General features: G+C 64.2%; 18 protein-coding genes. 9 read left to right on the forward strand and 9 right to left on the reverse strand.

The window, feature by feature from the left end; genetic code table 11:
* Window positions 1-5: 5 nt before the first annotated feature.
* From lptC to LOY42_RS21440, 8 genes are all read left to right on the forward strand, one after another.
* Entirely contained in the window at window positions 6-578 is a 573-nt protein-coding gene (gene lptC, locus LOY42_RS21405; RefSeq protein WP_139668826.1) for an LPS export ABC transporter periplasmic protein LptC, read from the forward strand.
* The gene (gene lptA, locus LOY42_RS21410; protein WP_023629083.1) at window positions 565-1,089 is read left to right on the forward strand and encodes a lipopolysaccharide transport periplasmic protein LptA; all 525 of its coding nucleotides are present in this window, start codon (window positions 565-567) and stop codon (window positions 1,087-1,089) included. The genes lptC and lptA overlap by 14 nt, the downstream gene beginning before the upstream one ends.
* Entirely contained in the window at window positions 1,090-1,815 is a 726-nt protein-coding gene (gene lptB, locus LOY42_RS21415; RefSeq protein WP_023629084.1) for an LPS export ABC transporter ATP-binding protein, read from the forward strand.
* Window positions 1,816-1,989: 174 nt separating this feature from the next.
* The gene (locus tag LOY42_RS21420; protein ID WP_102682718.1) at window positions 1,990-3,486 is read left to right on the forward strand and encodes an RNA polymerase factor sigma-54; all 1,497 of its coding nucleotides are present in this window, start codon (window positions 1,990-1,992) and stop codon (window positions 3,484-3,486) included.
* 78 nt (window positions 3,487-3,564) lie between these two features.
* A complete protein-coding gene (gene hpf, locus LOY42_RS21425) occupies window positions 3,565-3,873 on the forward strand; it encodes a ribosome hibernation-promoting factor, HPF/YfiA family (RefSeq protein WP_023629086.1) in 309 nt (102 codons plus the stop codon).
* A 12-nt stretch (window positions 3,874-3,885) separates the two neighbouring features.
* On the forward strand, window positions 3,886-4,350 hold the full coding sequence (ptsN, locus tag LOY42_RS21430; RefSeq protein WP_102682717.1) for a PTS IIA-like nitrogen regulatory protein PtsN: 465 nt from the start codon (window positions 3,886-3,888) through the stop codon (window positions 4,348-4,350).
* A gap of 2 nt (window positions 4,351-4,352) precedes the next feature.
* On the forward strand, window positions 4,353-5,207 hold the full coding sequence (rapZ, locus tag LOY42_RS21435; RefSeq protein ID WP_023629088.1) for an RNase adapter RapZ: 855 nt from the start codon (window positions 4,353-4,355) through the stop codon (window positions 5,205-5,207).
* Between the two features lie 19 nt (window positions 5,208-5,226).
* Window positions 5,227-5,499, forward strand: a complete 273-nt coding sequence (locus LOY42_RS21440; RefSeq protein WP_139668824.1) for an HPr family phosphocarrier protein — start codon at window positions 5,227-5,229, stop codon at window positions 5,497-5,499.
* Window positions 5,500-5,532: 33 nt separating this feature from the next.
* Here the strand turns inward: LOY42_RS21440 and LOY42_RS21445 are convergent, their stop codons facing one another.
* From LOY42_RS21445 to pmbA, 6 genes are all read right to left on the reverse strand, one after another.
* Window positions 5,533-6,426 carry a ZIP family metal transporter gene (locus tag LOY42_RS21445; RefSeq protein ID WP_258601315.1) on the reverse strand — a complete coding sequence of 298 codons (894 nt, stop codon included), beginning with the start codon at window positions 6,424-6,426 and terminating at the stop codon, window positions 5,533-5,535.
* Window positions 6,427-6,437: 11 nt separating this feature from the next.
* Window positions 6,438-7,049, reverse strand: a complete 612-nt coding sequence (locus LOY42_RS21450; protein ID WP_110700396.1) for a superoxide dismutase — start codon at window positions 7,047-7,049, stop codon at window positions 6,438-6,440.
* A gap of 1 nt (window position 7,050) precedes the next feature.
* Window positions 7,051-7,512: a hypothetical protein gene (locus tag LOY42_RS21455; protein ID WP_110700398.1), complete on the reverse strand. Its 462-nt coding sequence runs from the start codon at window positions 7,510-7,512 to the stop codon at window positions 7,051-7,053.
* Window positions 7,513-7,537: 25 nt separating this feature from the next.
* A complete protein-coding gene (locus LOY42_RS21460) occupies window positions 7,538-8,914 on the reverse strand; it encodes a lyase family protein (protein WP_139668822.1) in 1,377 nt (458 codons plus the stop codon).
* Window positions 8,907-9,308 carry a hypothetical protein gene (locus tag LOY42_RS21465; RefSeq protein ID WP_046856974.1) on the reverse strand — a complete coding sequence of 134 codons (402 nt, stop codon included), beginning with the start codon at window positions 9,306-9,308 and terminating at the stop codon, window positions 8,907-8,909. Before LOY42_RS21465 ends, LOY42_RS21460 begins: the two co-directional genes overlap by 8 nt.
* 203 nt (window positions 9,309-9,511) lie before the next feature.
* Window positions 9,512-10,858 carry a metalloprotease PmbA gene (gene pmbA / locus LOY42_RS21470; RefSeq protein WP_102682710.1) on the reverse strand — a complete coding sequence of 449 codons (1,347 nt, stop codon included), beginning with the start codon at window positions 10,856-10,858 and terminating at the stop codon, window positions 9,512-9,514.
* 109 nt (window positions 10,859-10,967) lie between these two features.
* Here pmbA and yjgA point away from each other — a divergent pair, with 109 nt between their 5' ends.
* The gene (gene yjgA / locus LOY42_RS21475; protein WP_023632090.1) at window positions 10,968-11,489 is read left to right on the forward strand and encodes a ribosome biogenesis factor YjgA; all 522 of its coding nucleotides are present in this window, start codon (window positions 10,968-10,970) and stop codon (window positions 11,487-11,489) included.
* 56 nt (window positions 11,490-11,545) lie between these two features.
* On the opposite strand, the gene tldD is transcribed toward yjgA, so the two are convergent.
* The 3 genes from tldD to LOY42_RS21490 are packed head-to-tail and all read right to left on the reverse strand — an operon-like array spanning window position 11,546 to window position 17,663.
* Entirely contained in the window at window positions 11,546-12,985 is a 1,440-nt protein-coding gene (gene tldD / locus LOY42_RS21480) for a metalloprotease TldD (RefSeq protein WP_102682709.1), read from the reverse strand.
* A 2-nt stretch (window positions 12,986-12,987) separates the two neighbouring features.
* On the reverse strand, window positions 12,988-13,839 hold the full coding sequence (locus LOY42_RS21485) for a carbon-nitrogen hydrolase family protein (protein ID WP_258599173.1): 852 nt from the start codon (window positions 13,837-13,839) through the stop codon (window positions 12,988-12,990).
* Between the two features lie 14 nt (window positions 13,840-13,853).
* A complete protein-coding gene (locus tag LOY42_RS21490; RefSeq protein ID WP_258599175.1) occupies window positions 13,854-17,663 on the reverse strand; it encodes a YhdP family protein in 3,810 nt (1,269 codons plus the stop codon).
* Window positions 17,664-17,708: the final 45 nt, after the last annotated feature.

The following is a 17,708-nucleotide window of genomic DNA, read 5'->3' on the forward strand; positions in this document are numbered from 1 at the left end:
TGCCCATGCTCAGCAAGAAGATCAGAAATGTCGCGCTGCTAGGCGGGATCGCCGCCGTGCTGGTTGCTGTAGGCTACTGGAACATCAGCCCGGAGAGTTTCCTCGAACAGCCCCAGGCCCAGGTCGACCAGAGCGCTGTCGACTACTACGCGATCAACGCCCACAGCTTGCAGTTCCTGCCCGACGGCAAGCTGCAGTACGAAATGACCGCCGCCAAGGTCGAGCACCTCAAGGCCAGCGAGGTTACCCTGGTGACCACCCCCGACCTGCACATGTACCGTGGTACCGAATACCCGTGGCATGTGCAGAGCAAGCGCGCCGAGGTCAACCCGGACGGCACCGAGGTGGAGTTGATCGACGAGGTGCGCGTGGCGCGCACCGACGAGAAGCAACGCGAAACCATCATCACCAGCACACGCATGACCGTGTTCCCGCAGAAGCAATATGCGCAGACCGAGCAAGCCGTTAGAATCGACGGCGCCGGTGGCACGACTACGGGCAAAGGAATGAAAGCGTATTTGAAAGAAGGCAGGATGGACCTGCTCTCTAACGTAAGAGGACAGTATGAGGCTCGTTAAAACCATCCCCCTTCTGCTCAGCCTGGGCGTAGCACTGGGAAGCGCGAGCGCCTTCGCCCTGCCGAACGACCGTGACCAGCCGATCCGCATCCAGGCGGACAACGCCCACCTGGACGACAAACAGGGCGTGGCCACCTACACGGGCGACGTGATCATCACCCAGGGCTCAATGATGATCAAAGGCAACACCGTGACCATGACCCGCGCCGCCAACGGCGATATCGATGTGGTCACCTCGGTGGGCAACCTGGCCTACTTCGAGCAGCAGCAGAGCGCCGCCAAGCCCGACAAGATGAAAGGCTGGGCCGTGACCATCCAGTACCAGGCGCAGAAAGACGTGGTGATCCTCACCGACCGCGCCAAGGTCGAGAACGAAGGCAACACCACCGAAGGCGAGAAGATCGTCTACAACACCAAGACCCAGGTGGCTACCGCCGGGCGCGGTGGCAACGTGACTGCACCGCGTCAGCGTATCGACATGGTCATTCAACCGAAGAAAAAGGCCGAGTAAATGGCAACCCTCAAAGCCCAGCACCTGGCCAAGAGCTACAAGGGCAGGCAAGTCGTGCGCGACGTCAGCCTGTCCATCGACAGCGGCCAGATCGTCGGCCTGCTCGGCCCCAACGGCGCCGGCAAGACCACCTGTTTCTACATGATCGTCGGCCTGGTCCAGGCCGACCAGGGCCGTGTGCTGATCGACAGCCTCGATGTCAGCCACCAGCCGATGCACGGGCGCGCCCAGGCCGGTATCGGCTACCTGCCGCAGGAAGCGTCGATCTTCCGTAAACTGTCGGTGGCCGACAACATCATGGCCATCCTCGAGACCCGCAAGGACCTCGATCGCGAAGGCCGCCGCAAGGAGCTGGAAAGCCTGCTGCAGGAGTTCCACATTAGCCATATCCGCGACAATCTGGGCATGAGCCTGTCCGGTGGCGAACGTCGCCGGGTCGAGATCGCCCGCGCCCTGGCCACCGCACCCAAGTTCATCCTGCTGGACGAACCGTTCGCCGGTGTCGACCCGATTTCCGTCGGCGACATCAAGCAGATCATCCACCACCTCAAGAACAAGGGCATCGGCGTACTGATCACCGACCACAACGTTCGCGAGACCCTGGACATCTGCGAGACGGCCTACATCGTCAACGATGGCCAATTGATCGCCGAAGGCGATGCCGAGACCATCCTGGCCAACCAGTTGGTCAAGGAAGTTTACCTGGGGCACGAGTTCCGACTCTGACCACAGGCCTGCCCGGAGCACTGGCGAATGCGCCTGATCGGGGCTTAAGTTGTTACAGTGCTCTAGGCAAACGCTGCAATTTCAGGCATATAACTTGCTTAAAGTCGGCGCCCAAGCGCCCTACGTGTAGTGGATGGCGCATGCGCGCCGGCAACAAGGTATTAAGCCCCAGCCATGAAACCATCGCTCGTCCTAAAAATGGGCCAGCAACTGACGATGACACCTCAGTTGCAACAGGCCATCCGCCTGCTTCAGCTCTCCACCCTGGACCTCCAGCAGGAAATCCAGGAAGCGCTGGAGTCCAACCCGATGCTCGAACGTCAGGAAGACGGCGAGGACTTCGACAACAGCGACCCCATGGCGGACAACGCCGAGAACAAGCCGACCGCCGAAGCCCAGGACAACAGTTTCCAGGAAACCTCCAGCAGTACCACGGAAAACCTGGAGGACGGCGAATGGGCCGAGCGGATCCCCAACGAATTGCCGGTCGACACTGCCTGGGAAGACATCTACCAGACCAGCGCCAGCAGCCTGCCGAGCAACGATGACGACGAATGGGACTTCACCACCCGTACGTCGGTGGGCGAGAGCCTGCAAAGCCACCTGCTTTGGCAGCTCAACCTGGCGCCGATGTCCGACACCGACCGGCTGATCGCCGTCACCCTGATCGACAGCATCAACGCCCAGGGCTACCTGGAAGACACCCTCGAAGAAATCTGCGCTGGTTTCGACCCGGAGCTGGACATCGAGCTGGACGAGGTCGAGGCGGTGCTGCACCGCATCCAGCAGTTCGAGCCGGCCGGCATTGGCGCCCGCACCCTCGGCGAATGCCTGCTGCTGCAACTGCGCCAGCTGCCGGCCTCGACACCCTGGATGAGCGAGGCACAGCGCCTGGTCACCGACTTCATCGACCTGCTCGGCAGCCGCGACTACAGCCAGCTGATGCGCCGGATGAAGCTCAAGGAAGACGAACTGCGCCAGATCATCGAACTGGTACAGAGCCTCAACCCGCGCCCGGGCTCGCAGATCGAGTCCAGTGAACCCGAATACGTCGTGCCCGACGTCATCGTGCGCAAGGACAGCGAGCGCTGGCTGGTCGAGCTCAACCAGGAGGCGGTGCCGAAGCTGCGCGTCAATCCGCAATACGCCGGCTTCGTCCGGCGCGCCGACACCAGCGCCGACAACACCTTCATGCGCAATCAGCTGCAGGAAGCGCGCTGGTTCATCAAGAGCCTGCAGAGCCGCAACGAGACGCTGATGAAAGTGGCGACGCAGATTGTCGAGCACCAGCGTGGCTTCCTCGACCATGGCGACGAGGCCATGAAGCCGCTGGTCCTGCATGACATCGCCGAGGCGGTGGGCATGCACGAATCGACGATTTCCCGGGTGACCACGCAGAAATACATGCACACCCCGCGCGGCATCTACGAACTGAAATACTTTTTCTCGAGCCACGTGAGCACCGCCGAAGGCGGCGAATGCTCGTCCACGGCAATCCGCGCGATCATCAAGAAACTGGTGGCTGCGGAAAATCAGAAAAAGCCATTGAGTGACAGCAAGATCGCTGGTTTACTGGAGGCACAAGGCATCCAGGTAGCCCGTCGCACCGTCGCCAAGTATCGCGAGTCGTTGGGGATCGCCCCTTCGAGCGAGCGCAAGCGGCTGATGTAGCCCCCGGATGTGCCACAGCGTTTCAGTGGCAGGTGCAACACCTGCCTCTTTATGCACGGGCAACAAAGGAGAAGCTGTATGCAAGTCAACATCAGTGGACAGCATGTAGAAGTCACCCAACCACTGCGCGATTACGTGCTCGAGAAGCTCGCCCGGGTGGAGGGTCATTTCGACAAGATCACCAACGTGACGGTGATCATGAAAGTCGAGAAGCTTCAGCAGAAGATCGAAGCCACGCTCCAGATTCCCGGCGGTGAGGTGGTTGCAAACGCCGAACACCAAGACATGTATGCAGCGATCGATGCCCTGGCCGACAAGCTCGACCGCCAACTGAAAAAACACAAGGAAAAACAGCAAAGCCTGCTGCAAGGCGCAGCCGCCCGCTGATCCCCCTCATCCATGATCCGACTTGAAACCATCCTGACCCCCGGCCGTTCCCTCGTGAACGTGCCGGGCGGCAGTAAGAAGCGCGCCCTGGAAAAGGTCGCCAACCTGATCGCCGAGCAAGTACCCGAGCTGGAGATGCAAGACGTCTTCGACAGCCTGTGGGCTCGCGAAAAACTGGGCTCCACCGGTTTTGGCAATGGTATCGCCATACCCCATTGCCGCCTGGCAGGTTGCAGCGCGCCTGTCAGCGCCCTGCTGCATCTGGACGCCCCCATTGATTACGATGCCATCGATGGCGCCCCGGTCGACCTGCTGTTTGTCCTGCTGGTCCCGGAAGCCGCCACCGACGCGCACCTTGAACTGCTGCGCCAGATCGCCAGCATGCTTGATCGCAAGGAGGTCCGCGATAGCCTGCGTGCCGCCGATAGCAGCGAGACCCTCTACCAGGTCGTCCTGGACGTACAAAACGAGCACTGAACATGCGCCTGATCATCGTCAGCGGTCGCTCCGGCTCCGGTAAGAGCACCGCCCTCGACGTGCTGGAAGACAACGGCTATTACTGCATCGACAACCTGCCCGCCGGGCTGTTGCCGCAGCTGGCTGAAAACGCCTTGATCAACACAGAGCTGTTGCAACCCAAGGTTGCGGTCTCGATCGATGCACGCAACCTGCCCAGCCATCTGTCACGCTTCCCTCAGTTGCTGGAAGAGGCACGCTCCCGGCATATTCAGTGCGACGTGCTGTATCTGGATGCCGACGAAGACACACTGCTCAAGCGTTTTTCGGAAACCCGCCGCCGCCATCCACTGACCAACGACAGCCGTTCGCTGGCTGAGGCAATCCGGGTGGAGAGCGAGCTGCTTGGGCCGATCGCCGACCTTGCCGACCTGAAGATCGATACCACCAACCTGAACCTGTACCAGTTGCGTGACTCGATCAAGCTGCGCCTGCTCAACCAGCCCGAGCCCGGCACTGCGTTTCTCGTCGAGTCATTCGGTTTCAAGCGTGGCATGCCGGTGGATGCCGACCTGGTGTTCGACGTGCGCTGCCTGCCCAACCCGTACTGGAAGCCGGAACTTCGCGAACATTCCGGCCTCGAACAGCCGGTGATCGACTACCTGGCCGCGCAGCCGGACGTCGAGGAGATGTTCCAGGACATTTCCAGCTACCTGCTCAAATGGCTGCCGCGCTTCGCCGCCAGCAACCGCGCCTATGTCACCATCGCCATCGGCTGTACCGGCGGCCACCACCGCTCGGTATACATTACCGAACGGCTTGGCCAACTGCTCCAGCAATCCCTGAAAAACGTCCAGGTCCGCCACCGCGACCTCTAGCCACAGGATCCGCCCCACGATGCCCGCCCGCGAAATCACCATCATCAACAAGCTGGGCCTGCATGCGCGGGCGGCCGCCAAGTTCGTCGGCGTCGCCGGGCGTTTCCCCTGCCAGGTACGGGTCGGGCGCGCGCCGGACAAGCTGGTGGACGGCAAGAGCATCATGGCGGTAATGATGCTCGCCGCCGGCAAGGGCACTCAGGTGCACCTGCTCACCGAGGGCGAGCAGGACAGCGACGCCATGGAGGCGTTGGTCGCTCTGATCGAGAACTTCTTCGACGAAGGCGAATGAGCCAGGCGGCACGCCAAACAGATAATTGGGGCGTCAGGACATCGCCGTATCCATCACCATCATCAGACAGAACCCGACACACAACCCCAGGCTCGCCAGGCGGTGATGCCCGTTGCTGCGTGACTCCGGAATGATCTCCTGGGTCACCACCAGCAGCATCGCCCCCGCCGCGCAGGCCAGGCCCAACGGCAGCAACAGTTCGGCAATGTTCACCAGCCAGGCACAGATCACCGCGGCCAGCGGCTCGACCAGCCCCGATGCCGCACCGACCAGGAACGCCTTGAAGCGCGGCATGCCCGCCCCTGCCAGCACCAGCGCAATCACCAGGCCCTCCGGCACATCCTGCAACGCGATGCCCATGGCCAGGCTATCGGCATCAGGCATCCCGCCACCGGCGGAAACCCCGATCGCCATGCCTTCGGGGATGTTGTGGGCAATGATGGCGATGACGAACAGCCAGATCCGCGCGGCGATAACCGGTTGCCGCTCACTGCCGACCAGGGCCTCCGGTGAAGCGCCGGAGACCTTGAGGTCGACCAGAAACAGGCACAACGCGCCGAACAACAGGCCGCTGCTGATCACACCACCGGCGCCCCATGGGCTGAAGCCGATGGCCTGGGCCGCATCCAGCCCGGGAATGATCAGCGAGAACGCGGTGGCCGCCAACATCACCCCAGCACCAAAGCCGAGCAAGGTGTCGGCCACGGCCACTGGCATGTTACGGATTACCAGCACCGGCACCGCGCCCAAGGCCGTCCCCAATGCGCACAGTGCTCCGCCCTCCAGGGCTCGCAACATGCGCGGTTCCAGGTCCAGCCAGGCGATGCCACGCGTCACCAGCAACGCGGTGCCGACCAGCAACAACACAGTCCCAAGCGCCAGACGGAACAGGCGCACACTGCTGACAGACATCACCTGGGAGCGCATACCGGTCACACTCACTTCAGGGCTTCAAGGTAGCGGCGTTCCACTTCGGCCCAGTCGACCACGTTGTAGAAGGCGCCAATGTACTCAGGACGGCGGTTCTGGTACTTCAGGTAATAGGCGTGCTCCCACACATCCAGGCCGAGGATCGGCGTGTTGCCGTGCATCAGCGGGCTGTCCTGGTTACCGCTGCTCTCCACAACCAGCGTTTTCTGCGGGGTCACGCAGAGCCAGGCCCAGCCACTGCCGAACCGGCTCAGCGCGGCCTTGGTGAAGGCCTCCTTGAACGCCTCGAAACCACCAAGTTGCTCGTCAATGGCCTGGGCTACCTGACCCTCGGGTTGGCCACCGCCCTTGGGCGACATGACGGTCCAGAACAACGTGTGGTTGGCATGGCCACCGCCCTGGTTGACCACCGCCCCTTGCAGTTTCTCGGGCAGTTGCTTGACTGCGCCCACCAGTCGCTCCACCGGCCATTCGGCCCATTCGGTGCCCTCGATGGCGGCGTTGAGGTTGTTGATGTAGGTCTGATGGTGCTTGCTGTGGTGGATCTCCATGGTTTGGGTATCAATGTGCGGTTCCAGCGCATCGTAGGCGTAGGGCAACGCAGGCAAGGTATGTGGCATGTCAGTGGATTCCGTAGGCAGGTTTGCGTTCCGTGATGTCCGCGTGCGCGACCAGCTCGCTGGCTGCGGGCGCCTGGCGGTTCAGCAGGCGCTCGGTACGCGGGTATTGGCCGTACTCGGCGATGAAGCTCAGCAGTTCGGTGTAGGTGCGCCCGCTGTGGCGCAAGGCCGCGTCGCGCAGGGCCTGGGGCAGGCGCAGCTCCTGGCTGGCCTGGAGCAGCCGCTGGTGCGCCGCGCACAGGTAGTCGGCGCTTTCGTGCGGCTGGTTCAGGCGCAGGTGCAGGTCGGCCAGGTTATGGTGGGCGATAACCAGTGCGGCCACCGCCTCGTCGACGTCATGCCAGCGCTCGAACAGCACCTGCGCCAGGGCCAGTGCCTGCAGGTAGTGCTCCCGGGCGTCGACCAGCTCGCCCTGCTCGAACAGGCGATTTGCATCTTGGGTGGTGCGTTTCCAATGCTGCATGACGTGCCTCCTGGGCGGCCCGGGTTCAGATACCGCCAGCGGTGAGTTTTTCCGGGTCCAGCAGCGCTTCGAGCTGGTCACGCGACAGGTCGGTGTGCTCCAACGCCACGTCGATGATCGGACGCCCCTGCTTGTAGGCGGTCTTGGCGATCTCGGCGGCCTTCAGGTAGCCGATGATCGGGTTGAGCGCGGTGACCAGGATCGGGTTGCGCGACAGCGCTTCCTTGAGCTTGGCCTCATTGACCTTGAAGCTGGCAATCGCCTTGTCGGCCAGCAATCGGCTGACGTTGGCCATCAGCTCGATGCTCTCCAGCAGGTTGCGGGCGATTACCGGCAACATCACGTTGAGCTCGAAGTTGCCCGACTGGCCGGCCACGGCGATGGTCGTGTCGTTACCGATTACCTGAGCGGCGACCATGGCGGTGGCCTCCGGGATCACCGGGTTGACCTTGCCCGGCATGATCGAAGAGCCTGGTTGCAGACCCTGCAGCTCGATTTCACCAAGGCCGGCGAGCGGGCCGGAGTTCATCCAGCGCAGGTCGTTGGCGATCTTCATCAGCGCCACGGCAGCCGTCTTGAGCTGGCCCGACAGCGCCACCGCGGTGTCCTGGGAGCCGATCAGGGCAAACAGGTTCTCGCCGGGGGTGAACTCGACCTGGGTCAGGACGCTCAACTGGCGGGCAAAGCCTGCGGCGAACTGCGGGTGGGCATTGATCCCGGTGCCCACGGCCGTGCCGCCCTGAGCCAGCGCTTGCAGGCTCGGCAGCGTGGCTTCGATATGCGCCTGGGCCCCCTTGATCTGGGCGGCCCAGCCACCAAGCACCTGGCTCATGCGTACCGGCATCGCGTCCATCAAATGGGTGCGGCCGGTCTTCACGTGCTTGTGCACCTCGACTGCCTTGGCCTCGATCACCTGGGTGAGATGGCGCAAGGCCGGCAGCAGCTGTTCGTGCAGGGCCAGGGCGGCGCTGACATGAATGGTGGTGGGGATGATGTCGTTGCTGCTCTGGCCACAGTTGACGTGGTCGTTGGCATTGACCGGCTCGCCCAGCACATGGCTGGCCAGGGTCGCGATGACCTCGTTGGCGTTCATGTTCGAGCTGGTGCCGGAGCCGGTCTGGAACACGTCCACCGGGAAGTGCCGGATGAAATCCTCGGCCAGCAACTGTTCCACCGCCTTGACGATGGCCGCGCCCTGCCCTGCGCTCAGCTGTTCCAGCTCGACGTTGGCCTTGGCCGCAGCGGCTTTGGCCAGCAGCAAGGCGCGGATGAACTGGGCCGGCATCGGCTTGCCGCTGACCGGGAAGTTGTCGACCGCGCGCTGGGTCTGGGCACCGTACAGGGCCTGGGCCGGCACCTGCAGTTCACCCATGCTGTCGCGCTCGATACGGGTATCACTCATCTTCAAGTCCTTGCATCAGTTCTTCGGGAGAAATCGACGGCAGCAGCACGCAATTGGCGAGCTGCATCGCGTAGGGCTGCCAACGCTGGTTTTGTTCGAGGCGGTCGAGATTGCGCAGGTCGAGCAGCGGCCGCCAGGCCTGGTCCAGGCACAGGCAGCGCCAGTGCCAGGGCAACATGCGATCGTTGGCGGTATCGAGCAGCAGACGCAAGGCGGTCAAGGCCACCGTCCACGGCGAGGTCTCGGTGCAGCACACCAGATAGCGGCCTTCGGCGAGGTAGTGCTCGATCAGGCGTGGCTCGTCGGGTTCCAGCGCGCAACGGATGCGCCGGCTGAGCCAGCGCCAGTTTTCCAGGTAGGGCAGTTCGTGGAGGACGGTTTTCATGAACATCATCGCCGGGTTACTGGATAATGATATTCATTATTAAGTGATAAATAGAATCAGTTCAAGCTAGACGATAGGCAAAATAAACCCGGCGCGATGGCCGGGTTGGGGAAAATGGGAGTTACGGCGTGGGAGCGGGCTTGCCCCGCAATGTTCTTGGAGGGCATCGTGGGGCAAGCCCGCTCCCACGTCCTATCCCGACAGAGCGCCGATCAGCTTCCCGCCACCGTCATGCGCTCGATCAGCACCGAGCCGCTGTGAATATTGCTACGCGTCTCGATATCGCTGCCAATGGCGACGATCTGCTGGAACATGTCCTTCATATTGCCGGCAATGGTCACTTCTTGTACGGCGTGCTGGATCTCGCCGTTTTCCACCCAGAAGCCCGCCGCCCCCCGCGAATAGTCGCCGGTCACCATGTTCAGCCCATGGCCCATCAGCTCGGTTACCAGCAGGCCACGGCCCATGCGCCGGATCAGTGCGGCCTGGTCCTCGACGCCGTGGGTGACAAACAGATTGTGCACGCCACCTGAGTTGGCGGTGCTCGGCAAACCCAGCTTGCGCCCCGAATAGGTGCCCAGGATGTACGACACCAGCTCGCCTTTGTCGACGAACGGCTTGGCGTAGGTGGCCAAGCCATCGCCATCGAACGCTGCACTGCCCAGAGCACGCGGGATGTGTGGCCGCTCGTCGAGGGTCAGCCAGGTGGGGAACAGGCGCTGACCAAGGGTACCCTCGAGGAACGACGACTTGCGGTACAGGTTGCCGCCGGAAATCGCCGACAGGAAGCTGCCGAACAGGCCGCCGGCGAGCTCGGCCGAGAATAGCACCGGCACCTCGCAGGTGGGGACCGGGCGGGCACCCAGGCGGCTTGCCGCGCGCTGCGCGGCACGCAGGCCGATGCTACGCGGGTCGGCCAGCAGCTGGCCCTGGCGATTGACGTCGTACCAGTAGTCACGCTGCATCTGCCCATCGGCTTCGGCGATCATCACGCAGCTCAGGCTGTGACGGGTTGAGGCGTAGCCACCGATAAAACCATGGCTGTTACCGTACACCCGCACACCCTGATGGGTGTTGAGCGTGGTGCCGTCGGCATTGCTGATGCGCTTGTCGGCATCGAACGCCGCTGCCTCGCAGGCCAGCGCCATCTCAATGGCCTTCTCCGGCTCAATGTCCCAGTCATGGTAGAGATCCAGGTCGGGGATCTCACGGGCCATCAACGCGGCATCGGCCAGACCCGAGCAGGCGTCCTCGGAGGTATGTTTCGCGATTGCCAGCGCGGCGGCGACCGTCTCGCGGATCGCCTCAGGGCCGCTGGCCGAAGTGCTGGCAGACCCCTTGCGCTGGCCCACGTAAAGGGTGATGCCGAACCCCTGGTCGCGATTGAACTCGACCGTCTCGACTTCGCGCTGGCGCACCGTGGTGGACAGGCCTTGCTCCAGCGACACCGCCACTTCGCAGGCGCTGGCGCCCTGGCGGCGCGCCTCGGCGACGATCGCCTCGACCTGCTCCTGCAACGCCGGCAGGTCCTTGGGGCCTACGCTCTGGACTGCACTCATGGTTTTCTCCACTGAAAATTCTGCGTACGGCTTGGGTCATTCTACGACCGGGCCGGACAAGCGGCCCCCGACTGGTTATCATGGCGGCGATTTCCTGCGGACGGCCCCCATGGTTGATTCTTACGACGACGCCTTCGATGGCGAAAAAAGCAAAACCCAGATCAAGCGCGAGCTGCATGCGCTGGTCGAACTCGGTGAACGCCTCACCACCCTCAAGGCCGACACCCTGGCCCGCCTGCCGCTGACCGACGAGCTGCGCAAGGCGCTGGACGAAGCCAGCAAGCACACCGCCCACGGCGCCCGCAAACGCCACATGTCGTTCGTCGGCAAGCTGATGCGCGTGCAGGACCTGGACGCCATCCATGCCGTGCTCGAGCAGATCGACAGCTCCAGCCGCCAGTACAACGAGCGCTTCCACGGCCTCGAGCGCTGGCGCGATCGCCTGATCGACGGTAACGACGAAGACCTCGAGCGCTTCGTCAACGAGTTCCCCGACACCGATCGCCAGCACCTGCGCTCGCTGATCCGTCATGCCCAGCATGAAAAGGCGCGGAACAAGCCGCCTGCCGCTGCGCGTAAAGTGTTCAAGTACATCCGCGACCTCGACGAGACCCAACGCGGGTTGCGCTGAGGCCATCGCGGGCAAGTCGCATCGGCGCACCGATGCGACTTGCCCGCGATTGAACATCACCCGCCGGTACCACCGACGGTGATCGCATCCAGCTTCAGGGTCGGCTGGCCAACGCCCACCGGCACCGATTGACCATCCTTGCCGCACGTGCCCACGCCGCTGTCCAGCGCCAGGTCGTTGCCGACCATCGACACACCGCGCATCGCTTCCGGACCATTGCCGATCAAGGTCGCACCTTTTACTGGCGCGGTGATCTTGCCGTCCTCGATCAGGTAGGCCTCGCTGGTGGAGAACACGAACTTGCCGCTGGTGATGTCCACCTGGCCACCGCCAAGGTTGGCGCAGTAGATGCCTTTCTTCACCGACCGGATGATTTCCTCGGGATCGCTGTCGCCGGCACGCATGTAGGTGTTGGTCATGCGCGGCATCGGCAGGTGCGCGTAGGATTCGCGCCGGCCGTTGCCGGTCACCGCCATGCCCATCAGGCGGGCATTGAGCTTGTCCTGCATGTAGCCCTTGAGGATGCCGTTCTCGATCAGCGTGGTGCACTCGGTCGGAGTGCCTTCGTCATCGACGCTGAGCGAGCCGCGACGGCCTTCGAGGGTGCCGTCGTCGACGATGGTGCACAGGCTCGAAGCCACCTTTTCACCGATGCGCCCGCTGAACGCCGAGCTGCCCTTGCGGTTGAAGTCGCCTTCCAGGCCGTGGCCGACTGCCTCGTGCAGCAGCACCCCGGACCAGCCTGGGCCGAGCACCACTGGCAGCGTGCCGGCCGGAGCGGGAATCGCCTCGAGGTTGACCAGCGCCTGGCGCAGTGCCTCACGGGCGTAACCCATCACCCGCTCTTCACTGAAATAGCGATAGTCGGTGCGCCCGCCGCCGCCCTGCCCACCACGCTCGCGACGTCCGTTGTGCTCGACGATCACACTGACGTTGAAGCGCACCAGCGGACGCACGTCGGCGGCCAGGCTGCCATCGGCAGCGGCCACCAGAATGCGTTCCCACACCCCTGCCATGCTCACGCTGACCTGCTGGATACGCGGGTCGAGTGCACGGGTAGCGGCATCCACGCGCTTGAGCAGCTCGACCTTCTCGGCGCGGGTGAGTACATCCAGGGGATTGTCAGGCGCGTACAAAGCAGTCACGTCCTGACTGCGGAAGGCTTGCACAGTGCCGTTCTGCCCGGCGCGGGAGATCGAACGGGCGGCACGCGCCGCCGAAGTCAGGGCTTCGAGGTTGATCGCATTACTGTAGGCAAAGCCGGTCTTCTCGCCGGATTGGGCACGCACGCCCACGCCCTGGTCGAGGTTGAAGCTGCCCTCTTTGACGATGCCGTCCTCCAGTGCCCAGGTTTCCGAGATCTGGCCCTGGAAATACAGGTCGGCGGCATCGATGCCGGGACCGGCCAACTCGCCCAGCACCGTCTGCAAGCTGTCGAGGGTCAACCCGCCCGGGGCCAGGAGCTGCTCACTGACGGTGGATAACATCTGGCTCATAGTCACTCCGAGGTATACGCAGGCCGCAAGGCGTCCTGCGAGAAAAAGCGCCGGTGCGTAGTTACCGGCATGCGCGCCCGGATGGACGCCTGTTCTTCGATATCGCGTGTGGCGAGCAACACCGCCTCGCCCCGCGCCTGTTGCGCGACGATCCGCCCCCAGGGGTCGACGATCGCCGCCTGGCCGTGGGTTTCCCGCGGCCCCGGATGCAGGCCGCCCTGGGCGGCCGCCAGTACGTAGCACTGGGTCTCGATGGCCCGTGCGCGAATCAGCACTTCCCAGTGCGCCGCCCCGGTCACCGCGGTGAACGCCGCCGGTGCGCTTATCAGTTCGGCCCCAGCGGCGCGCAACGCGCTGTACAGCTCGGGGAAGCGCAGGTCATAGCACACCGACAGGCCCAGGCGGCCCACCGGTGTGTCGGCCACCACCACCCGGCTGCCGTGGGCATAATCGTCCGACTCGCGGTAGCGGCCACGGTTGTCGGCCACGTCCACATCGAACAGGTGCAGCTTGTCGTAGCGAGCGGCGATCTCGCCGTGCTCGTCGACCAGTAACGAGCAGGCATGGGCCTTGGCCTCCGGCTGGCCGACCGGCGGCAGCGGCAGGGTACCTGCGACTATCCATAACCTGAGGTCGCGAGCGGTGCGTTTCAACCATGGCAGGATCGGCCCCTCGCCCAGCGCCTCGGCCCTGCCGATGGCGGCGGCGTCGCGCCGGCCCATGGCCGCGAAGTTTTCCGGCAACACCGCCAGGCGCGCGCCTCCGGCTGCGGCCTGCTCGAGCAGCGCCGTGGCACGTTGCAGGTTGGCCAGCACATCGTCCTGGCTGACCATCTGGATCACTGCTGACGTCATGACCACCCCTGGGGTTACTTGTCGAAAGGTTTCACAAAGGTGATTTTAGGCTCTTTGACCGGACCCTCGACGCGATAATGCACGCTGGCGAAGCGCGCCACCCGGTCACCGATCAGACGATCGACGAGGAACAGCGCGCCACCGACCGCCGGCGCGCCAACAATCAAGGCGGCCAATGGCAGGTTGTTGGTGACCGGCAACGTCACCAGCAGCTTGGCGTCGACCCGATCACGGACGAAGTCCATGGTGCCGTCGAGTTCGAAATTGCTCGACGGGCCGGTGACGGTGATCGGCTCCCGCGTCACGTAGACCCCTTCGCTGGCCACCAGCAGGCCTTTGACCCGATCGTAGGCCAGGCCCTTGCTGAACAGGTCGGAGAAGTCCAGGCGCAGGCGTCGGCCAATGGAGTTGAAGTTGAGCAGCCCGAATACCCGCAACGCCTGGGCGCTGCCCTCGACCTCGACGAACTGACCGCTGCGCAGCGCCGCGTCGAGGCTGCCGGAGTACCGGTTGAGGCTGACCCAAGCCGGCGAGCCCGGCCAGCGGCCATCCACGTCCATGCGGAAGTCGCGGCTGGTGACGGTGGGGGCAAAACCCCAGGCCTTGAGCACATTCCCCAGGTCCTTGCCGTCGACGCGGCCTTTGTACCAGCTGGACGTGCTGCCGGGCTCGCCTTCCCAGCCACCGCTGCCGTCGATGTGCAGCCCCTTGAGGTCCAGGTCGATGTCGCTCATGGCCATGCCCCGGGGGGTCTGGCGCAGCTTCAGGGTGGCGCTGCCAAACAGGTCGTCACCGCGGTACAGCTTGTCGATGGTCAGGTCCAGCGGCGGCGCCTTGCGCGGGTCGAACCCGGCCAATGGGTCCGGCGCATTCTCGGCCTGGGCCTCGTTCGGGTCGGCGGGTGGCAGGCGCAGGCTCTGCAGGCGGACAGTCATGGGCGCGGCCTTGGCATCGGGAATGCGCGCATTGCCGATGACTTCCTGGCTGTCCAGGCGCAGGTCCCAGGCCGGGCCACCACGCATCAGGCGGATCACCGCCTGGTTGAGGTCCATGCCGAACGCCTTGAGCTGTCCGATGCTGAGGTCAACGCTCTGCAGGTTCTGCCGGGCACTGCCGCCCGGATCCTTGCCGGCGAAGCGCTCCATCTGTTGCTGCCAAGGGGCCAGGTCCAGCGTCTCCAGCCGGCCACGCACCCGCAGGCCCTGGCCAGACGGCAAGCTGGCCTCGCCCGTGCCCAGCAACAGCTCGCCACGCCCTTGGGCCAGCTTGTCGGCAGGCGCGGCATAAGCGAAGCGGGCCAGGTCCGCGTAGCTGCCATCGATGCGCCGTTCCGGGCCCTGCAGGGTCAGGCTGAAACGGCTGTCGCGGGTCTCTGCGGCGGCCTTGCCAAAAGGCGCCGGCAGATCGATGGCCAGGCCCTTGAGCGACGAATTGACGGTCAAGCGGTTGTCACGACTGCCCAGTGTTACTTGCACCTGATAGGGCAGCTCACCCGAGGCTGGCAGCGGCTGCGCGAGCTGCAACCAGTCGGTCAGGGCCTTGAGGCCGACCTGGCCATTGGCATTGATCCGGGTCTGGAGCTGCCCACCCTGTCCTTCTGCGGTGATTTGCGCGCTGACCGCCTTGCCAAAGGCGTGCAGGCTGATGTCCTTGCCGCTCAGGCCCTTGTCGAGGTCAAAGGTGAAGTCGCCCTTCAGCTGGCTCAATTCCAGGGCCGGGGGCGCCACTTTCAAAGTAGCGTCGGCTGTCGCGAAGTTCACCAGCACCTTGGGCCGCTGCCCATGGGCCAGGGGTACGTCGAGCTTGATCTTGCCCTTGAGCGGCCCCTCGCCTTCCCAACCGGCGAAGATCTCCCCAGTGCCGATGGGCGCTTCCTTGAGGATCTTCAAGCCATCGCCGAGGCTGCCGTCGAAATTACCGTCGAGGATCAGGTGGCTGTGCTGGTCGCCTTCGACATGGGGAATATCGACGCTGACATCACTGACCTTGGTGTCCAGCAGCAGACCATGATGGGCCTGGATGCGCACACCGGTGTCTTCGATATACACATTGCCGTCAACCTGCTGCACCTGTGGCCAGCCTGGCTGGAAGTCCAGCGCGGCGTCATGCACCTTGAAGAACAGGCTGATATCGCGGGCATGGGGCGGCGCATTGTGATGCAGCGAACCCTGGTACTGGAAATAGCCCTCGTCGACATTACCCTTGACGATGGCGCTGCGCAGCCATTCGTCCAGGGCGGGGCTGAGCACCTCGGGCAGGTACTTGGCGGTGTAGCGCCCGTCGCCTTCGGTAAGGCCGACGCGCAGGTCCATGTAGTCTTCGTGGCCCGGCTGCAGGTGGATGCGAATAAGGAAGTCCGCCGCGATCTTGCCCTCGTCGCCCACTACCTTGATGTAGGGGGCAACCAGGGTGAAAGCCTCCTTGTCCAGGGTCCAGGTCAAGCGCGCATTGGCTTTCGGGTAATGCCAGGGTTTGCCGAAGATTGGGTACAGGTGCAGCATGAACGCCTGGGTATCCAGGCGCAGCTCGCCATGCCCAAGGTCACCGCTGATCGCCCCGGAGACATTGCCCGCCGCCGGCGCGCCGTGATAGGCATCGAAACCGACCTTCTCCAGATTGGCGGCAAACTGCAGCCGTTGGTCGCCCTCGGCCTTGGGTCGGATGTCCAGGCGCACGTTGCGCAGGGCGCCGCTGACCTTGAGCGCATCGACCACGGTCATCAGCTTGTCCGGCAATGGCGCCAGGGCGTCGATCAAGGGCGTCAGCGGGGTCAGGTCGAGGCGGTCCGCCTGCACCTGCCAGCTTTCCTCGGCCGGGTTCTGGCCCGGACGCTGTGCCAGTTGCAGGTGCGACTCCCAACGGTTCTTGCCAAGGCTCATGGCCAGCGAGTCGACGACGACGTCGAAGCCCTGGTCCCGACGCTGGAACCAGGCCGATAGGGCCAGATTGTCCACGGTGATGGCCTTGCGCCCGGTGTAGGCGCCCTTGAGCTGCGGGGCATTGAGGCGAACCATCGCCTGCTGCAACTGCCCTTGCCGCCAGTCGATCCACAGCTCACCACCGGCGCGCAGCGCGCCGGCCTGCCATTGGCCCAGCAACTGCGGCGGCAGCCAGCGTGCCCAGTCGCTTTGCGGCAGGCTCAGGTAAGCCTGCACGCGCCCGTCGCGCCAGGCCTTGGCCGTGGCGCGGCTGTTCAGGCTCAAGGCCAGCGGCTGGCCGTCGGGCAGCGTGGCGCGCAGGTCGACGCTCTGGCGCGAAGCGCCTGCCTGCACGCCGAGGCTGACGTAGGTGAGGGTCAGGGGGTCTCGTTGCCAGGGCTGCAAGGTGACCTGGCTGTCGAAGACATCGATTCGGCCAAGCTGGCGTAGACGCTTGAGCGCATCGGCCGGATCGAGCGGCGCATCATCCTTGTGCGGCAGACCTTCCAGGGTCCAGTCGCCCTGCTCGTTCTCGCGCAGGATCAGTTGCAGCCCACCGAGCTGGATACGCGCCAGGCGCACTTCACGCGCCTTGAGACTGGCCCACAGGTCAGGCACCAGCTTGACGTCGTCCAGGCGCAGCGCCGCAGCGCCTTCGCCCAGTTGCAGGTCACGTACACGCAGTACAGGCGCCAAGCCACTCCAGCGCCCTTCGAGCGCACCGACGTGCACGGGCATGCCCAAGGCCTGTTCGGCCTTGAGTTCGGCGTCTGCACGGTATTCGGCGACCAGAGGAACCAGTTGCCGACCGAGGCTGACATACAGCGCCACCAGCACCGCCAGCAGGGCGCAGATAACCAGCCCCCAGCGGGTCAAGGCGCTCAGAACGCGGGTCAGACGTTCCATGGCCGAGGCCCTCCAAGTCGTCCCTTAACTATGGCCGGTGTAAAG

The sequence above is a fragment of the Pseudomonas sp. B21-023 genome, from assembly GCF_024749165.1.
Taxonomy (GTDB): domain Bacteria; phylum Pseudomonadota; class Gammaproteobacteria; order Pseudomonadales; family Pseudomonadaceae; genus Aquipseudomonas.